Source organism: Haloferax sp. S1W (genome assembly GCF_044593955.1).
In the GTDB taxonomy this organism is placed as follows: Archaea; Halobacteriota; Halobacteria; order Halobacteriales; family Haloferacaceae; genus Haloferax.
On record NZ_CP172595.1, the window covers coordinates 1475191 to 1493255 of the forward strand.

General features: G+C 62.2%; 17 protein-coding genes and 1 other RNA gene. 9 read left to right on the forward strand and 9 right to left on the reverse strand.

The genetic code is table 11. The features are described 5' to 3' along the window. Positions 1–444: 444 nt before the first annotated feature. The gene (locus ACH9L7_RS07765; RefSeq protein ID WP_396613146.1) at positions 445–1257 is read right to left on the reverse strand and encodes an aldo/keto reductase; all 813 of its coding nucleotides are present in this window, start codon (positions 1255–1257) and stop codon (positions 445–447) included. A gap of 305 nt (positions 1258–1562) precedes the next feature. Further along, complete coding sequence (locus ACH9L7_RS07770; protein WP_396613147.1) at positions 1563–2312, reverse strand: hypothetical protein; 750 nt, start codon at positions 2310–2312, stop codon at positions 1563–1565. A gap of 327 nt (positions 2313–2639) precedes the next feature. On the opposite strand from ACH9L7_RS07770, the gene ACH9L7_RS07775 reads away from it, so the two are divergent. Together ACH9L7_RS07775 and ACH9L7_RS07780 are read left to right on the forward strand one after the other, a co-directional pair. Next, a complete protein-coding gene (locus tag ACH9L7_RS07775; RefSeq protein WP_396613148.1) occupies positions 2640–4682 on the forward strand; it encodes a bifunctional metallophosphatase/5'-nucleotidase in 2043 nt (680 codons plus the stop codon). A gap of 468 nt (positions 4683–5150) precedes the next feature. Further along, positions 5151–5420: a twin-arginine translocase TatA/TatE family subunit gene (locus ACH9L7_RS07780; protein WP_396613149.1), complete on the forward strand. Its 270-nt coding sequence runs from the start codon at positions 5151–5153 to the stop codon at positions 5418–5420. Between the two features lie 164 nt (positions 5421–5584). Here the strand turns inward: ACH9L7_RS07780 and ffs are convergent. Then, positions 5585–5896, reverse strand: an RNA gene (gene ffs, locus ACH9L7_RS07785) — signal recognition particle sRNA. Positions 5897–6010: 114 nt separating this feature from the next. Then, on the reverse strand, positions 6011–6424 hold the full coding sequence (locus ACH9L7_RS07790) for a hypothetical protein (RefSeq protein ID WP_396613150.1): 414 nt from the start codon (positions 6422–6424) through the stop codon (positions 6011–6013). A 130-nt stretch (positions 6425–6554) separates the two neighbouring features. Between ACH9L7_RS07790 and ACH9L7_RS07795 the strand changes: the two genes are divergently transcribed. From ACH9L7_RS07795 to ACH9L7_RS07805, 3 genes are all read left to right on the forward strand, one after another. Beyond that, the gene (locus ACH9L7_RS07795) at positions 6555–7706 is read left to right on the forward strand and encodes a thiolase C-terminal domain-containing protein (protein WP_396613151.1); all 1152 of its coding nucleotides are present in this window, start codon (positions 6555–6557) and stop codon (positions 7704–7706) included. Continuing rightward, positions 7706–8080, forward strand: a complete 375-nt coding sequence (locus tag ACH9L7_RS07800) for an OB-fold domain-containing protein (protein WP_396613152.1) — start codon at positions 7706–7708, stop codon at positions 8078–8080. The genes ACH9L7_RS07795 and ACH9L7_RS07800 overlap by 1 nt, the downstream gene beginning before the upstream one ends. Positions 8081–8170: 90 nt before the next feature. Next, the gene (locus tag ACH9L7_RS07805; RefSeq protein WP_396613153.1) at positions 8171–8647 is read left to right on the forward strand and encodes a hypothetical protein; all 477 of its coding nucleotides are present in this window, start codon (positions 8171–8173) and stop codon (positions 8645–8647) included. Here the strand turns inward: ACH9L7_RS07805 and ACH9L7_RS07810 are convergent. Both ACH9L7_RS07810 and ACH9L7_RS07815 read right to left on the reverse strand, forming a co-directional pair. Beyond that, a complete protein-coding gene (locus ACH9L7_RS07810; protein ID WP_396613154.1) occupies positions 8641–9405 on the reverse strand; it encodes a hypothetical protein in 765 nt (254 codons plus the stop codon). The genes ACH9L7_RS07805 and ACH9L7_RS07810 overlap by 7 nt on opposite strands. A 50-nt stretch (positions 9406–9455) precedes the next feature. Beyond that, on the reverse strand, positions 9456–10226 hold the full coding sequence (locus ACH9L7_RS07815; RefSeq protein ID WP_396613155.1) for a carbon-nitrogen hydrolase family protein: 771 nt from the start codon (positions 10224–10226) through the stop codon (positions 9456–9458). Between the two features lie 118 nt (positions 10227–10344). Here ACH9L7_RS07815 and ACH9L7_RS07820 point away from each other — a divergent pair, with 118 nt between their 5' ends. Both ACH9L7_RS07820 and ACH9L7_RS07825 read left to right on the forward strand, forming a co-directional pair. After that, entirely contained in the window at positions 10345–11604 is a 1260-nt protein-coding gene (locus tag ACH9L7_RS07820) for a HEAT repeat domain-containing protein (protein ID WP_396613156.1), read from the forward strand. Positions 11605–11737: 133 nt separating this feature from the next. Next, on the forward strand, positions 11738–13306 hold the full coding sequence (locus ACH9L7_RS07825) for a phosphatidylserine/phosphatidylglycerophosphate/cardiolipin synthase family protein (protein ID WP_396613157.1): 1569 nt from the start codon (positions 11738–11740) through the stop codon (positions 13304–13306). Positions 13307–13351: 45 nt separating this feature from the next. Here ACH9L7_RS07825 and ACH9L7_RS07830 read toward each other — a convergent pair whose 3' ends face one another. Both ACH9L7_RS07830 and ACH9L7_RS07835 read right to left on the reverse strand, forming a co-directional pair. Beyond that, positions 13352–15253, reverse strand: a complete 1902-nt coding sequence (locus ACH9L7_RS07830; RefSeq protein WP_396613158.1) for a DHH family phosphoesterase — start codon at positions 15251–15253, stop codon at positions 13352–13354. Positions 15254–15360: 107 nt separating this feature from the next. Further along, positions 15361–16215, reverse strand: a complete 855-nt coding sequence (locus tag ACH9L7_RS07835) for a fructosamine kinase family protein (RefSeq protein ID WP_396613159.1) — start codon at positions 16213–16215, stop codon at positions 15361–15363. Between the two features lie 103 nt (positions 16216–16318). Between ACH9L7_RS07835 and ACH9L7_RS07840 the strand changes: the two genes are divergently transcribed. Next, positions 16319–16804, forward strand: a complete 486-nt coding sequence (locus ACH9L7_RS07840) for a Mov34/MPN/PAD-1 family protein (RefSeq protein ID WP_396613160.1) — start codon at positions 16319–16321, stop codon at positions 16802–16804. After that, positions 16801–17229 (forward strand): adenylyltransferase/cytidyltransferase family protein, encoded by a 429-nt coding sequence (locus tag ACH9L7_RS07845; protein WP_396613161.1) that lies wholly within the window; start codon positions 16801–16803, stop codon positions 17227–17229. Before ACH9L7_RS07840 ends, ACH9L7_RS07845 begins: the two co-directional genes overlap by 4 nt. A 108-nt stretch (positions 17230–17337) precedes the next feature. Here ACH9L7_RS07845 and coxB read toward each other — a convergent pair whose 3' ends face one another. Beyond that, the gene (gene coxB / locus ACH9L7_RS07850) at positions 17338–18051 is read right to left on the reverse strand and encodes a cytochrome c oxidase subunit II (RefSeq protein ID WP_396613162.1); all 714 of its coding nucleotides are present in this window, start codon (positions 18049–18051) and stop codon (positions 17338–17340) included. Positions 18052–18065: the final 14 nt, after the last annotated feature.

Below are 18065 nucleotides of genomic sequence, written 5' to 3' on the forward strand. Positions count from 1 at the left end.
CGTGAGTGACCGTCCGCACTGTCGGCAGTTCGTCTCGACCAAACAGTTCGAGCAGAACAGTTCCTCGCCGCTCTCTGCCTGACTTCGTAGGGCGAGCATCTCAGCTCGACACCCACTACATCGTATTCTGACCTGCTTCTGGGCCTGCGCCATATCTCGGCATCACACATCACTATGATAAAATATCCGTTCAAGAATACTATTCGAGCGTCAACTTCATAGTCAAAAACGCACTCATGGAGTGTCAATCAAGTCCACCCTACTACATAAGTAGGGTGGGGATTCGAGTTGACACCCACTCCTAATCATCAGTGTAGAACATTACCTAATTTCTCAGAACCTCGTGAGAGACACCGTGACGCTTTGCAACGGGACGATAGTCTTAGTCGGAGGTCAGGTAGTCGGTGACTGCTTTCTCCTTCGAGGAGTCGATAGACCCCGAACTCACAGATTCAAAAGCGAACGAAGACGGGTGAGCAGCCCCCCTTGCAGGTCGAAAATCTGTTCCATCTCAGCATCGGTCAGTTCGAAATCGAAGATATCGATGTTCTCCCGTAAGTGGGGTTTCTGAGACGCCTTGGGTATTGCAGCGACGTGCTCCTGTTGAACGAGCCAGCGGAGAGCGACTTGAGCAGGGGTTTTCCCGTGCCGACTCCCAATCGCTTGGAGCGTGTCGTTCGAGAGGCCCGCGCCACGGTTCAACGGACTGTACGCCGTCAGGAGCACGTCGTTCTCGATGCAGAACTCCAAGAGGGTGCGCTGGCTCTTGAACGGGTGGTACTCGACCTGATTCGTGAGTATCGGTGTTTCAGACGCCTGTATCGCGTCTTTTAGCTGTTTCACCGAGAAATTACTGACACCGATGTGCCGGACTGTACCCTGGTCCTGGAGTTCGTTCATCGCCCGCAACGACTCCGTTACGGGGACGGTTCGACTCGGAGCATGAATCAACAACAGGTCCACGTAGTCCATTTGCAGACGTGCTAAACTCTCCTCGAACGAACGCAGCACGTCGTCGTATCGGAGGTTACTCCGAAGAATTTTCGTCACCACAAATAGCTCGTCTCTATCGACCCCCGAGTCGGCGACGGCGGCACCAACTGCATCCTCGTTTTTGTACATCTGTGCGGTGTCGAGATGTCGATAGCCCAGTTCCAACCCGACTTTCACCGCGTCACGACACTCCGCTCCCCGCATCCGAGCGGTCCCTACCCCTAACGCCGGGACCTCCACTCCCTGCACAGAAACGGACTCCATAGGCTACTATTCGAGTCAGGAATGCAAGAAGGTGCGCCCGTAGCGGCAGACACGGTGTAAAGTCACTGACATCAGATTGCAGAGTACATAATTGATCAACAGAATCAAGAAATACACTCCAAGCAGATTTAAATCAGGAAGCGTCGTAAACGGTGCAGGTAGAGCAGCCGGAGTTCAACCCCCCGTCGAAACCGCGATATGTATCATATATGCGATATTTAAAACCAGCGATTGCTGGTGTGACTATGTGCTTCCAACTTGTGGTGAGATTTCGCTGATCCACAGGTCAAGATGATTTAGTGTGGTTACTCCTCGTCGGGTCGGTCAAAGGCTCGGTCCCGCTGGTCTCTTGATAGGTAAAGAGGTGTGAAAGTCCATGGAATACCGCCATCAGCTTGTATGTATGAGCGGGGAAACGTACTGCTAGAAACAAAAAGAACCAATAGGGCAAGTATCACCCAAAGTCCCTCAAAGGGACGATTGAAGACGAGAGTATACGCTATTGCGGCAACTCCAGAAACCGCTGTACCGAACATGAACTTTCCAAATCCTAAGATGAACTCAATTGCAGAAATTATTCTATCGTTTTCTTCAATTCGGACTTCATACGCACGCAGCTTTGCCCTATAGAAATCCTTAGTCTCCGGATTTGAGTTTCTAATTTTGTGAATGTCATGGGGATTCGTCTCGTTGTGTACCCCTCGCGACTCATATCCACTCCCCATGATATGAAATAAAACCGCAAGAAGAAATGCCGGGATAGTTAGATTTGTCATAGCACCCATGTCAGCAATACATAGTGAAAAGGACTGAACTGCACACTCTGTTGAGTAAACTGAGTCCAACAGACCGCCTATCGATTGAGGATTGATAGCCCCAAAAATTGCAGTAGGGACACCAACGAGTAAGACAGAAAGACGGAATACTTTCAGACCCTCATGAGAGAACTCTTTGAACGTCTCACGTTGCTCTTGGAAGCGGTCTTTTGCACTTTCATATTCTTCTTTAAGGCTAGTCAAGTCTTGACCATATTCGTCTGTCTCTTCACCCGACATTATGTGTGATAATATTCAAGAGAGAATAAATTTGTTTGACGATACAATTAGCTCAAAGAATTAGCGACAACTCAAGTGAGGGTTCGTTAAAGGAGTCTTGCTTGCTATTCGAGTTGCCAATCCACGTGTGGTTTTTGCTGGGTTGTGGAAGTGCTAATCAGAGAATTCCGACTGGCTCTTCTCCATGACACTGTTCAGACTATACTTAAGTAGAATTATAGATGTCACCTAAATCATCAGATACCGAGGGATACAGAGCAGTCCATACCGAACACGTGACACCCGGCCAGCATCTTTTTCTTCAATTATGGAACATGATCGAACGCAGTGAAATCGTTTCCCGATACCCCCCGAACGACACTGACACTCGCAGTACTGCTTCTCGTGGTCACGACTTCGCCTGCGGCAGCGATAACCGCAGGCATGGCCGGGGCGAACGCCCCCGCGAACGTGGGGTCACAAGACCCGGCGGACACGGAGTCGAACGCGACCACGAACGTATCGAACGAGACGACGCTGACCGTTCTCACGTACAACGACATCCAGACCGCCGCGTCGAACCCGACGCGGATGGGGAGACTGGTCGGCGTCGTCAACGACCGACGCCGGGCGCACGACAACCCGACTATCGTCGTCGGCGGTGGCGACCAGGTCAGTCCGAGTTCGCTCTCGCCGACCAGCCAGTGGCGCGTCCCGGTCGAGACGCTCAACGTACTCGGGCCTGACGCGGAAGTCGTCGGTAACCACGACCTCGATTACGGGTTCGACGCGGTCGAGAACTACAGCGCCGCGTCCGAGTTCCCGTGGTTGGTGGCTAACATCGTCCGCGAAGACAGGAGCGGCGTCCCCGGAACGAAGAACTACACCATCGTCGAGCGCAACGGCGTCCGCATCGGCGTCGTCGGACTCGTAGACGACGCCATCACGTCGAAGACGGCAGTCGACTTCGACGAAGAGGGCTACCGAGTCGCCGACTTCTCTCGCGTCGGAGGTCGTATCGCGACTGAACTCAAAGAAGAGCAGAACGTCGATGTCGTCGTCGCGGCGGCCCACATCGGCGTGCCCGAGTCCAAGGAACTCGCGCGAAACACCGAGAATATCGACCTCATCGTCACCGGCGACGACGAGGTGAAGTACGCCCCGCAGACCGTTGACGGAACAACCATCGTCGAGGCCGAGGCCCGCGCCTCCTACGTCGGCGAAGTCAACCTCTCTGTGACCGACGAGGGCGTCTCGCTCCAGAGCGGGCGACTCATCACGGTCGACGAGAACTCGACGGTCAACCAGACGGCGAAGACTATCGTCTCCGACGCACGGGAGGGGCAACTCAGCGAAGTCGTCGGCCGGACCACGGTCCCCCTCGACTCGCGGTTCGCGTCCAACTACAAGGACGAAACCGCGTGGGGCAACCTCATCACGGACGCCTTCCGTGCTGAGACCGGTGCCGACGTGGCAGTGACGAACGCCGGTGGCATTCGCGGCAACTTCGTCATCGACCGTGGGAACGTCACCTACGACGACGTGTACACGTCGCTTCCGTTCGGAAACTACCTCGTCACCAAGCGCATGACCGGCGAGCAACTGCGCGAACTGCTCGCCAGTCAGGTCTCGACGACGGACGACCACTACGGTGCCCAGGCACAACTGCAAGTCAGCGGCGTCTCCTACGAGTACGTCCCCGCCGAGAACGCCAGCCCAGTCGTCCGCGACGTGTACGTGAACGGCGAACCGCTCGACGAAGACGCTCGGTACAACGTCACCGTCAACTCGTACATGGCCGGGTGGTCCTTCGAGGAACGGTACGGGTGGAGTATGAAGACCATCCCGACCGCGAGCGTGGACTACACCCTCTACGGAACCGTCGTCGCGGAGTATATCGACGAAACCTCGCCGATTGCCCCTGACGACACCAACCGCATCCGACGCGTCGACAGCACCCTCGGAAACGTGACGGTTGCGAATCCGCCGGGCCACGCGGAAACGGAGTTCGTCACCGTCCGTATCGCGGTTCCCTCCCGCATCGACAGCGTGAACGTATCGTCGGTGGTGCTGCAGAATGCGACCAACGGGTCGCTCGCTGCGGAGTCTGCGACTATCCGACGCGACGAACTCGTCGTGACGTTCGACCACGACGAGTTCCGCCAACTGAGTGATTCGAGTAGCGAACTCGAACTCTACGTGGGGTACGACAGCCCTGTGTACGGCGATGGCTACTTCGAGCACGCAATCGCGAACGTCGATGTGAACGTCCCGCCAGGCCAGACTGATGCGCACCCGGGACAGGCCAACCCACACCCGGGCCAGAAGCCCGACCACCCCCACGGGAAGGCGTACGGCTGGAGCGCTGCGCTCACACAGCCCGTACCCTGACGACACACCCCACGGACCCTCATTCTTCGGCACCGAGCGACCGACAGTGAGATGCGACTTTGTTCGGACCGGAGTAACGACTATGTGGAATCGTGATAGTTGAATCAGTATGGCAAGCAGTTCCTCAGAGCCAATGTCTCGCTGTCGAAAGTGTGGTTTTTCGGCAGTTTCCGGTGGTACAGAGTGGAGTCGGGTGGAGTCATCGCTCGGGACGATGACACAGTGTCCCGAGTGCGGAAGCACTGACGTAATGACCGGTCTCTAAACGGCACACGGAGTCGGCGACAGCACTATTGCGAAGCCCAAACGGATTTGTCGGTCGCCCATTCTCTCGACGTCTGGACGACCACCGCGTCGCACTCGTTGGCGGGGCCGTCGTTACACTACTGTGAAGTCGCGGCAGTGGCCCGAACCCAGTGACGATGCATACCGTCTCTCTTATCTTCCCGGCGTCCGTAGACGAACGTAATGTTCACACTCATTCCACTGTTCCCGGGACTCCCGGGCGGCCCAGAACTACTCATCGTCCTGCTCATCGTCATCCTGCTCTTCGGTGCGAACAAGCTTCCGGAACTCGCACGCTCGTCCGGGCAGGCGATGGGTGAGTTCCGACGCGGCCGACAGGAAATCGAAGAGGAACTGCAGGAAGGTGCCCAGCCTGACGACGAGGAAGAAGACGAGACGGTGACCACCACCGACACCGCGACAGAATCGGTCGAGACCGAAGAAGAGAACTAACGGGGTTCTAGCGCTGGTTTTCACGCCGTAGACACGACAGCGAGAGTGACGACAGTCTCGGTTAGAGGGCAACGGCCGTCTCAGTCGGGAAGTGACGACACTGGGCACAAACGCTGGGTACAGATGAGAAGCGCAGTCGCTCGGAGCGTAAATGAAGTATGAATGGGTGGACAGCGAGGTTGCCCGGCGTTCCGGCGTGGGGAATCCCGGTTGCCTTCTCCACCCCGCGATCCCTCGAGCGACGCACGTCCGATGGTCCGCTGCTCGCTTCCGCGCCTGGCGGGGTACCACCGATGAACCGTGCGAACCCTTCCCTGCGGAAGGGGTACGCGGAACCGCTGTCCCCGAAGGACGAGGTTTCTACGTTGGCTTCCGGGGCCCGCGCCGGTCTGACCGGACGCGCCCGTGTTCGGTCCCCGCTAAAGACCTATTTCGCGGGTGAAGAGCAGGGCCTAACTGCCCGACCTAGTCCACCCCATCCTACTCCACGGACTGTTAAGGGCCTTTCGACTCGTCGGGAGCAAAATCGTGGGACACCGTCGGGGTCTCTCCTGCGACGTTCCGGCCAGAGACGCCCGCGATGCGGCCGGTTAGACGACGCTGCGCGCGTACCCCGCCGTGCCGACGACGGTGAGTGCCGCGGCCGCGAGAACGGCCCAGCGGTGGTTGCTTATCCACGAGTACTGTTCGGGGAAGCTAAACAGGACCGTCGGGTCGATAGTGAACGCCCACGTCGCCGATATGCCGAGCATGGCGAGCGAGAGGACGAATGCCAGACCGGCGGCCATTGCGGGGTCGGTGCGCTCCTGTCGCCCCGAGAGAAGCACGATGACCTCGATGAGCGCCAACAATCCGACGACGGCGATTCCGAACGGGCCCGAGGCGTAGTAGGCGGCCATCGGGCCGGCTCCGGATTCGACGACGACTGCTGGCACCGCGACGGCGGCCGCGAGAAGGACCGTGCCGACGAGGCCGACTATCGAGGCGGTGCGTTCGACATCCATGACCACCCGTTCGAAAGACCGACAAATAAACCGTTTGAGACGTACTCACGGCAGCGCATTCTGTGTTCGGGTTCACCCGTCCCACGGTGGGATTGCCCGGTTTTAAATCGCGTTGCGACGACGTGCGCGTATGGACCGCGTAGCGATCATCGGTGCATCGATGACCCAGTTTGGGCAACGAGATGCCTGGATTCGTGAACTGCTCGCCGAGGCGGGACTGGCGGCACTCGCGGACGCCGACGTCTCGCCCGACGAAATCGAGCACCTCTACGTCTCGAACATGGCAAGCGGTGAGTTCGAAGGGCAGACCGGCGTCCCGAACGCGCTCGCCCACGACCTCGCGGCGATGCCAGCGTACACCGCCCGAATCGACCAGACCTCTTCGTCCGGCGGCGCAGGCGTCTACGCCGCGTGGCAGTCGGTCGCCTCCGGCGCATCCAACATGACGATGCTCGTCGGCGGCGAGAAGATGACCCACCGCTCGACTGCGGAGGCGACTGACGTTATCGCCTCGCTAACCCACCCGGTCGAGTACAAACACGGGGTGACACTGCCCTCCTTTGCGGGACTCACGGCGCGTCTCTACCTCGAAACCTATGACGCCCCGCGCGAGTCGCTCGGGAAAGTCGCCGTCAAGAACCACAAAAACGGTCTCGACAACCCGCACGCCCAGTTCCGCAAGGAAGTCGACCTCGACACCGTCCTCGACTCGCCCATCGTCGCCGACCCGCTTCGTCTCTACGACTTCTGTCCCATCACGGATGGCTCGGCGGCGCTCGTCTTCTGTCCCGAGTCGGTCGCGCGCGAGTACACCGACGACTACGCCGTCATCACCGGTATCGGCGGCGCGACGGACACCCACGTCGTCCACGAGCGCGCGGACCCGACCACGATGGGCGGCGTCGTCAACTCCTCCGAAATCGCCTACGAGATGGCCGACCTCGAACCCGACGACGTGGACGTGGCGGAACTCCACGACATGTTCACCATCCTCGAATTCCTCCAATCGGAGGACCTCGGCTTCTTCGAGAAGGGCGAAGGCTGGAAGGCCGTCGAAGAGGGCGTCACAGACCGCGACGGCGAACTGCCAATCAACACCTCGGGCGGCCTGAAGTCGAAGGGCCACCCCCTCGGCGCGTCCGGTGTCGCACAGGTGTACGAGATTTACAAGCAACTCATCGGTGACGCAGGCGAGCGACAGGTCGACGCGGACGTCGGCCTCGCGTGCAACGTCGGCGGCTTCGGCAACTGCGTCACGACCACCATCATGGAGTCCCGATAATGTCCGACGACATCCCCCCGATGGAAGCGTACCGCTACCCCGACGGGAGCATCACCTACCCCGGCCACCCGGTCGGTCCCGACGGCGAGGAACCAGTCGGAACCGTCGACCTGAGCGAGTACACGGCGACGGTCCTGACGTGGACCACTTCGACCGCGACGCCACCGGGCGTTCGACAACCCAACACGCTCGCTATCGTCGAGTTCGACGTTGACGGCGAACCCGTGCGCGCCATTGGCCAAGTGACGACCGAAGACGTGGATATCGGCGACGAAGTCGAGCCGGTCTACTGTGACGAACTCCGCGAACCCGGCGCTGGCATCCGTGAACCCGAGAGTCAGGAGTGGGACGGATACCAGTTTACGCCGGTTTAAGGACGCTCTGTCTCCCGCTTTTGGTTCGGAGCGGTCAGATTCGATTCTCCCGGAGCCAATGTTGATGCTTCTACACGTTCTACCTCTCGTATGAGTCACCCGCGCAGCGTCACCTTCGCCCGTGACGCAGTCGTCGCCACCGCGGTGTTAGCCGGGCTGTACGGCCTCGCATATGGCGTTCAGTTCCAGCCCCTCCAGATTCCGGGCTACTTGCTCATCGTCGGGTTCGACCTACTCGAAGTCGTCTTCGGCCCCGTCCGGAGCAACTTCGACCTCGTGTTCGCCGCGTACATCGTCGGTCTCGGCCTCGTCAGCGCAATCGTCGCCCAACTGGCCCGCCTCGGCGGCGAGCGAACAGACCTTCCGCAATGGCGACTCGGCGCAGCGGGTGCGATAGCTATCGTCGGCGTCCTGTCGCTTCTCTTCGCCGCCAACATCCTCGTGTCCACCACGCAAACGACGCCCGTGTTGATAACCGGAACCGCCGGAGTCGTCATGCTCGCGCTGGCCGGGTGGCTCGCGGGTCTCGTTCGCGTGGTGGTCGGAAAATCAACCTCGACTCAGTAGTCGCTCTGCTCGTCGTCCTCGTCGCCCTCGTCGTCCCCGTTGACCTCTCGCTTGATAGACTCCAGTTCCGCATCGACATCGACCGTCGGTTCGTCGTCATCGTCACCCGGCACCTCAGACCCTTCTTCGGTTACATCGATACGAACTGGTCCAGTGCCACGGTTCGTCCCTTCGTCGCCCCGACTCGACCGCACATCGCCGCGACTCGTCCGGTTGTCGCCGCGTCGCCAACGCGACTCGAATCGCTGTTCGTCGTCTCGCCAGCGGCGCTCGCGGTCGGTTCGGTCGCGCTCCGCCTCGTCGATGCGCTCGTCGAGTTCGTCCGCGAGCGAGCGGGCGCGTTCCAGCACGTCGCGCGCTTCCGGGTTCGACGGCAGGTCGGCCTCAGAGAGTGCGGTCCTGAGTTCGCTCAGGGCGCGGTCGACGCCCGTGACGGCGCTCCGAGGAACCTCGCGGAGACGCGCGTCCGCCTCGCGTCTGGAGTCTTCTATCGCACGAGACGGGTCAGAAAGGCGCATCAACCGCCGGAGGAGTTCGAGCGAGGCGATGGTCGCTTCGAGGACGGCGATGACCGTCGGGATGGTGTACGATTCGGTGAAGCGGAGAATCTCTCCGAACGTCGGCGGGCGGGGGGTTCGGGTCCTGTCGCGGACCTCTCGGTCGCGTTCGGCGCGGAGTTCCGCCCCCAGTTCGTCGAGCGTGTCACCGAGTTCGTCGAGCAAATCGAGCACGTCGTCGTCCCGGCGTCGGTCACTCATAGGCGTCGGTTGGGTCGCCGTGGGGATAAGCGTTCGAGGCGCGTCCCCAGTCAGTCGACCGAGCCGACGAATTCGCGCTGTTCGGCGAGAATCTCAGGGTCGAGCGTCCACACGAGGTCGCGTTCGTCACGGTTCAGTGCTGCCGCGACTACCCCGTCGGGTCTGACGACCATAGAGCGCCCGGCGTACTCGCGCTGTGCGACGCCCGTTCTGTCGGTGCCGCCAGTTCCCGTCCGGCCAGCGCCGACGACCCACCGTACACCGTCGAGCGCGCGGGCGCGACAGAGCAGTCGCCAGTTGTCCGAGTGCGCCGCAGGCCACGCGCCGATGACGAAGAGGGCATCGACGCGCTCGTCGGTCATGGCCGCGCTGTCGGCGACGAAATTCAGGTCATAACACGTCAGAAGTCCTGTCTTCCCGACGGGCGTCTCGACAGTGACGAGTTCGTCACCGGGCGTGACGACGGTTGCCTCGTCGCCCCACAGGTGCCGCTTTCGGTAACTGGTTGTGTCCCCGTCCGGGCGGACGTACGCCGACGTGTTGTAGAGGGTATCGCCTGCCTGCTCCAGATACCCTGCGAGGATGTCGATGTCGTTCTCAGCGGCGACCGACGAGAGAATGTCCGTCGCGCGCTCGCTCGTGAGCGCGCCGCTGTAGGCGCGGCTATCGGCGACGAAGCCCGTCAGCGCGTACTCGGGAAAGATGGCGATATCGACGGATTCGGGCAGTGCGGCGGTTCGCTCACGAATCGCCGCCTCGTTCGCGGCGGGGTCGAGGTCGGTGAGCGACAGTTGCGGGAGGGCGACGGTCGGTGCAGTCACGCACGAAGAGACGGCCGGAGCGTCAAAAAATACCCCGCCATTGAGGCAAGCTTCCTCATCCTTCACGGTGCGAAGCGAAGGGAAACGCTCTTTTTACAGACGAACGGACTTCCGGCATATGAGTGACGGGGACGACGATACGACAGCACTCTCGCCCGAGAGCCTCGACGAGCGTCTGACTGAGGCCGAAGAGGCCCTCGAAGCGGCCGAGACCGAAGCCGACCTCGACGACGTCGAGGCCACACTCGACGACATCGACGCGGACATCGAAGCCGCGGACCTACCCGAGGCAGAAGACGAAGACGACGAGGACCCCGCAGAGGAACTCTCGTCTCTCCTTTCGGACCTTCGTGACGACCTCGAAGACCAGCGCGGTCCCTACGCGGCGGACGCGGTTTCCGAACTCGAAGACGCGAAATCCACGATTTCGGACACCCGATGGACCGAACAGGGTGAAGGCGAAATCGTCGTGGCCGTCGAAGCGTTCGCCGAGGACCTCAACGACGTACTCGACACCGGCGTCACGGTCGACGGTAAGGGCGCAGACGCGCTCAACGCCGCCATCGGCGACGGTATCGAGGCCATCGAAGCGGCGAACCTCGACGCCGACGAGGACGCAGAGACCATCGCTGACCTCCTTGATGTGGCCGACGGTCTCACGACCGGTCTCGACGACTCTCAGGAGTGGGACGACCTCGAAACCCGAGAGAAGCTGATGGCACAGGGCTTCTACGACGTGCTCGGGCACTACAAGGACTACCCGCCGGAACTCTCGGCGCTCAAGGAACACGAAAAGCGCGGCGACGTCGAGATGATCGCCCTCGCCTTCGACAGCTTCCAGTCCGGCTTCATGGAGGAGTACTGCATCGAGGCATTCACGCGCATGAACGACGACAGCGCGTTCGAAGCGGTCGAACCGCAGGCCAAGCGCCGCGACAAGGGCGCAATCAAGGCTATTGGCAAGATGGCCGCCGAAGACGGCGTCGAGATGCTCGTCGACTACGTCGACAGCGACAACGACCCGGCGCTCCAGAAGGTCGTGTTCAAGGCGCTCGGCGAAATCGGCTCCGAAGAAGCCACCCAGCCAATCGCGAACAAACTCGTCACGGAGAACGACAACGTGCGCTCTGCCGCCGCTCGCGCCCTCGGTCTCCTCGGTGACACCCGAGCCGTTGACCCGCTCACCGACGTTCTCGCGGACGACGAAGCCGACTCCGTGCGCGCCAGCGCCGCGTGGGCACTTCGCCAGATTGGCACCCAGACGGCCCTCGAAGCGGCCGCCGAGCACACCGACGACCGCTCGTACATCGTCCAGCGCGAGGCCGAACTCGCCGCCGAATTCCTCGGTGACGACGTCGAAGCCGAAGCAACGGTCTGAGACGGGAACGCTTCGTTTTTGGCACCCAGCCAACGGTGAGACTTCCCACCCAGCGGTGACTGCCCAGCCAACGGTGACAACACTGGCTGGTGCCTGCAAACCTTTTTGAACCATACCGGGACCACCGCAGCGTGTGTTCCACCGGGTCGCCCTCGCCGCACTCCTCGTCGTCGCCACCGTCGCGCCCGTGCCGATAGCGGCGGCGACCACCCCACCCGACGGCCGCATCGTCGCCGCCTTCCCCGACCCTACGACACCGGATGACCGCGGCGAGTACGTCGTCGTAAGCGCTCCGGAAGGGACGAACCTCACACTCGACGACGGTGAGAAGCGACTCTCCATCGTCGCTCCCGGCGGACCAGTCGCTGTCGCCTCGAACCCGGACGCCGCGGCAACTCTCACAGACCACCCCATCGTCTCGCCCGGCCTCGAACTCGCAAACAGCGGGGAGACGATTACGCTCCGCGTCGATGGTCGCGTCACCGACCGACTCACCTACGACCGAAGCGAGGAGGGGTCGCTCCTCACCCGACGCGACGGCAGGTGGTCGTGGTGGCCCAGAACTCTGTCCCGGAAATCCGTCACGACCCACGAAGCGGCGAACGCGACGTTGTTCGTCCTTCCCGACTCCCCCGCAGTCCCCATCGAGACACTCCGCCGCGCCGACGACCGACTGCTACTCGCGGGATACGTCGTCTCGTCGCCACGCGTCGCGGACGAACTCGTCGCGGCCCACGAGCGCGGCGTCCGCGTCGAAGTGCTCGTCGAAGACGCACCGGTCGGCGGGTTCCCGAAGCAATCCGCGCGCGTCCTCGATAGACTCGCCGCCGCGGGCGTCACCGTCCGCGTCGTCGGCGACCCGCACTCGTTTCACCACGCGAAGTACGCCGTCGTCGACGACAGGGCACTCGTTACGACGGAAAACTGGAAACCCGCCGGAACAGGTGGCGCAAAGAGCAGAGGATGGGGCATCGTCGTCAACTCGCCCGGCGTCGCGGCAGACCTCGCAAACACGTTCCGCGACGACGCCTCACTCCCGGCGACTCAGTCGTGGAAGGCGTTTCGCGTCGGCCGCGGGTTCGTCGTCACGGACGCGTCGAACGGGTCGTATCCGACGCGCGTCGCTCCGGAGACGGTCCGTGCCGACCGCATATCGATCCTGCGCGCACCTGACAACGCAGAACGCGCGGTCGTCAGCCGACTCGACGGGGCGAGCGAACGAATCGACGTGATACAACCGACCGTCGAAGCGGACGGCCCGTTCGTTGCCGCGCTCAAACGTGCCGCGTCGCGTGGCGTTCGCGTCCGCCTCCTGCTCGGTAGCGCATGGTACGTCGACGAGGAGAACCGCGCGCTCGCAGAGCGATTGAACGAGTGGGCCGACAAAACCGGCCATCCACTCACTGTGCGAATCGCCCGGCCAGCGGGACGGTACGGCGCAATCCACGCGAAAGGCGTCGTCGCCGACGACACCACCATCGTCGGGAGCCTCAACTGGAATCGCCACTCCGCGCGGGAGAACCGAGAAGTCGCGCTCGCTATCGACGACCCGGAAGCGGCCGACTACTACCGCGACGTGTTCGTGGCCGACTGGCGGGCGAGCGAGCGTGGGCCGCCGTCGAGCCTGCTCGCTGGGGTCGGTGTCGCAGCAGTGGTCGGACTGCTGGCGCTCAGGCGGGTCGAGTTCGCGGAAGAGGGGTGATTCGCGGAGAAAAATGAACCGACTGGGAACCGTCGCGTCGGCGGCTTACGCCGTCGTCGAGAGTTCTTCGTCGATGTCGGCTTCTGCCATCTTCTCGACGAGGCTGTCGATGACTTCCTCGCGCATGCCACTGACGAACTTGATGGATCCGACGACGAGGTGGCCGCCACCGGAGACGCCGCCGCCGACGACTTCCTCGTTCAGTTCGGCGACCATCCGCGGAATGTCGAGGCGGACGCCGTCGGAGCGGAGGACGGCGAAGTCAGGCCCGTAGCCGATGGTGATGACCGGTTCGCCCGTCTCCGTGACCTTCCGGTCGTGAAGCTTGCCCGTCGTCTTCCCCGGTGCCGGGTAGGTAAAGCGGTGCGCCCACATGTCGAGGTCGATGCGGTAGAGGTTCGCACCACTGTCGAGGCGCTCGTGTTCGAGGTGGGGTTCGGCCGCTTCGAGTTGGCGCTCCACGTCGCGTTCGGCGCGCGTCGAGAGGAATTCGACGAGTTCCTCGTGGCGGGCGCGGTCGTCACAGCCGACGTTGAGCACGTCGTTGACGATAGACGCGCCGTCGTTGTAGCGAAGCCAGTGCGCGGCGTAGTCGAGTGCCTCGCCGATGTCGAGGAGGTCCTCGCGGTCGTAGCCCTCTGCTTCGGCCAGCGCGATGTAGTCGTCCATGACCTCAGCCTTCGAGCGGTCCGAGAGCCCGGCGACGGCGGGGACGTGCCGAAGTTCGTCGGTCACGTCGGGGTGAATCATCCGCGCGAGTTCGACACACATCATCCCCGTCGTGATGCGGTAGTCCTCGTCGTGGAGGTACGGGTTGACGTGTGCGTCGAGAAGCGAGTCGACTGCCTCGGGGTCGGGGTGGTGGTGGTCGACGACCGCAATGGGCACGTCGTAGTGTGCGAGGTTCTCGTAGGCGGGCACGTCCTCCTCGGTCGACCCGTTGTCGAGCATCAGGAGGAACGGAAGCTTCTGTCCGTGGCGGGCACGGCCTTCCAGCGCGAAGTTCAGGTCGCGCGTGACGTCTTCCATCTCGTAGAACGGTGCCTTGCTCGGCAGGCGCTTGAACAGGTGGCGCGGGGCGTCAGGGTCGTCGTGGACCTCCGTGATGAGGCGTTCCAGTGCCAGTTGGACCGGCACGGACGCGCACATGCCGTCACCGTCGGCGTGGTGGCGCACACGAATCGGGCGGCCTTCGAGGACCGTCCGACGGAGCAGTTGTGCCACGTCTTCGAGGTCGTCGCGGAGTTTCTCGAACGCGGGCCATTCGACGAGGGGTTCGACCACTTCGGGGGCAGCACGTTCGTCCAGTGCCGCTTCGATGCGGGCGCGCACCTCGTCGGCTTTCTCGCCGTCGAGGAGCGAGAGGCCGTCGACTTCGAGTTGGCGCGACCCTTCGTGGTCTTCGACGTTGCCGGTCATGCGGACCACGTCGTCGAGTTCGACCGTGGGGAACGCCCGAACGCCAGCCTCTTCGAAGGCGGCCGCGGCGACGATGCCCGAATCGTCGGCGATGCGGAACACCGTCGGGCCGCCGGTCTGCTTGATTTGTGCGACCGTGCCCTCGATGGTGACCGTCTCACCGACCGTGAGGTCGGAGATGGGCGTAATCGTCGGTTCGTGTTCGACGGTTTCGGTGCGGTAGTCGTCCGGTGTGTCCTCGGCGAACGCGATGTCGCCGTTCTCGCGGATGTCGTCGAGACGGACCACGAGACGGTCGCCGACCTCGTAGTCGGCCGAGAGGTTCGATTCGTGAATGAGACCGGAGACGGAGTCGGAGATATCCACGAAGATGCCGTACTCGACGACGCCATTGACGACGGCGTGGTAGTACGAGTCAGTCTCGATGTCGTCGACTGTACAATTCGGTGCGAGATCGTAGACGATAGGTCGTGAGTCCGAATTCGGACCCGAGTCGGCGCCGGAATACCCGGCGTGCTCGTCGCTCATAGTCCCGCTAGGTCCGGGGGTAGTGTTAAGCTTTACAAAAGCGTTTCGTGGGCGCAGAACTCGATTTTTCCGTCTCTTCGGGGGTTCACCCCGTGCTGTCGGGCGACTTAGTACCCAATCGCGCCCAGCGCGTCTCGAACCTCGGGGACGAACTCGGATCCGAAGACGCGGACGTGTTCGAGGAGCGGAAAGAGTGCGTAGACGGGCGCTCGGTCGTCGAAGAATCCGGGTTCGATGGGGCGCTTTTCGGCGTACGCGTCGAAGAACGCGTCACCGGCGCTGTCGAACCAGTGCATGTACGCGAGTTCGACCTCCGGGTGGCCGTAGTAACACGCCGGGTCGAGGAACGCGACGACGCGACCGTCGCGGACGACGAGGTTCCCTTCCCACATGTCGCCGTGGACGAGTCCGGGGGCGTCCGGTTCGGAGATGAGGCCGTCGAGGTCGCGGGCGACGGATTCGATTCGCTCGGCCGTCGAATCGGGAAGCCCACAGGTGCGGGCCGCATCGCACCACGGCCGCAATCGTTGCTCACGGAAGAACGACACCCACGACTCGGTCCACGGATTCGGCTGGTGGTACGGTCCCGAAAGCGTGTCGTAGGGGAATCCGAACTCGGGGGCCGTCACGTCGTGGAGTGACGCGAGGTGTGATGCGAGGTCGCGTTCGGCCGCCTCGTCGAGTTCGGACGTTCCGGCGACGTAGTCCAGCACGAGCAGGTCGGCATCGGCGTCGTGAACGGTCGGGACCGGTGCCCCCGCACGCGCGAGTGAGTCGAGCATCTTCCCCTCGATGTCGAGCGGCGTCGGCCCGACCTTCGCCACGACCGGGTCGTGCCCCGCGAATTCGAGGACGTACACGTGGCCGACGTGGCCACCGTCGAGTTCCGTTACGGTGTGCGGGTCGGCGTCTCTCTCGAGTACTGCGGCGACGCGTTCGGCGACGGTGGATGCGTGGGTCACAGTCGCGGTCCGTCCGGTGAGTACCTGAAAATGACGGTGAAACTCCGTGGCGGTGAGTCAACGTTCCGGAACCCTTAGATGGAGCGCCCGCCGACGAATCGATATGCGACTCTTCCGGTCGCGGGAGGTCATCGGCATCGCCGCCGACGCGCTCGACTTCGCGCTCGAAGCCTCCGCGGAGACCCACCCGAACGAGTACATGGGTCTGCTCCGCGGCGAGGATGCCCGTCGAGTCGGACTCGACCGCGATGGTCTCATCGTGACTGACGTTCTCATCATCCCGGGAACTGTCTCCGACCCGTACAGCGCGACGGTTAGAAACGACCTCGTGCCGAACGATTTCCGTGCGGTCGGGTCGGTACACTCGCATCCGAACGGCGTCCTTCGCCCGAGCGATGCGGACCTCGATACGTTCGGAAGCGGAACAGTCCACATCATCATCGGCGCACCGTACGGCCAAAACGACTGGGAGGCGTTCGACCAGTCCGGCGAGGTTCGCGACCTGCCGGTCTACACCGTCGACCTCCCGGACCCGGAATCGTTCTTCGACTTTACACAGGAAGACATCGACGCGGAACTGGACAAATGAGACGAGTTATCGCACAGGGAACGTTCGACATTCTCCACCCCGGGCACGTCCACTATCTCTCGGACGCGGCCGCGATGGGTGACGAACTCCACGTCATCGTCGCCCGTGCAGCAAACGTGACGCACAAACCACGACCGATTTTGAGCGACCAACAGCGGCGAGATATGGTCGCCGCCCTCGACGTGGTGGACGAAGCCCACCTCGGCCACCCGGACGACATCTTCGTCCCCATCGAGGAGATTGCGCCGGACGTTATCGTCCTCGGCTACGACCAACACCACGAAGAGGCCGCCATCGAGTCGGCCCTCGAAGAGCGCGGTATCGACTGTGAAGTCGCCCGCGCGACGCCCCGCGACCCCACCCACGACGACGAACTCCTCTCGAGCGGGCGCATCATCGACCGTATCGTCGAGCGTCGCTGCTGAGCGGCCGTCATCGATTCTGCAGGGAGAACACTGCCCCAGCGACGCCTGCGTCGCTCACACGACAGCGTCGCAACTCGATGAGCGAGAAAATATGGGAAACGGAGGGACTTACTCGCTGGAGTTCTTCTGCTCGTCGAGCCAGTCTTGGTACTCGTCCTGCGAGACGACTTCGACGGTGAAGTACATCTGCGAGTGGGCGACACCACAGTACTCAGTACAGTAGCCCTGGTAGGTGCCTTCCTCGTAGGCGACAGTCTTGATGGTGTCTGTCGCACCCGGCATCGCGTCCTGCTTGAGGCCGAGTTGCGGGACGTGGAAGCCGTGTATCACGTCCTGTGAAGTCACCTGGAAGTAGACGGGGCGGTCCTTCGGGATGACGACTTTGTTACCCGTCGTGAAGTTGCCTTCCTCGGGGTAGTACATGTTCCAGCCCCACTGGTAGGCTTCCGCCGTGATGACGACGGGGTCGTCGTTCATTTCGATATCGTTGCCCTGATGCGTGACGTTCTCGTCGGCGAGGACACCGTACGACGCGACACCGACGAACAGCAGCACAATCGCGGTGGCGATGGTCCAGGTAATTTCGAGACGCCGGTTCTCCTTTGTCGGCAGAGCGCGCTCGCTGTTGCGGAACTTGATGACCGTGTAGAGGAGGATAGCCTCGACCAGCACGGTAATCGGGATAGCCACGTAGAGGAGCTTCCCGTTCAGCTGGTTGATAAGTTCCGATGTGGCGGACGCCTGCGCCGCAACGGGGGTGGCGACGAGGGCCATCACGACCGTCGCAAGCAGGGACGCGAGCGCGAAACGCGTCTTTCTCATGCTGAACGGGAGTT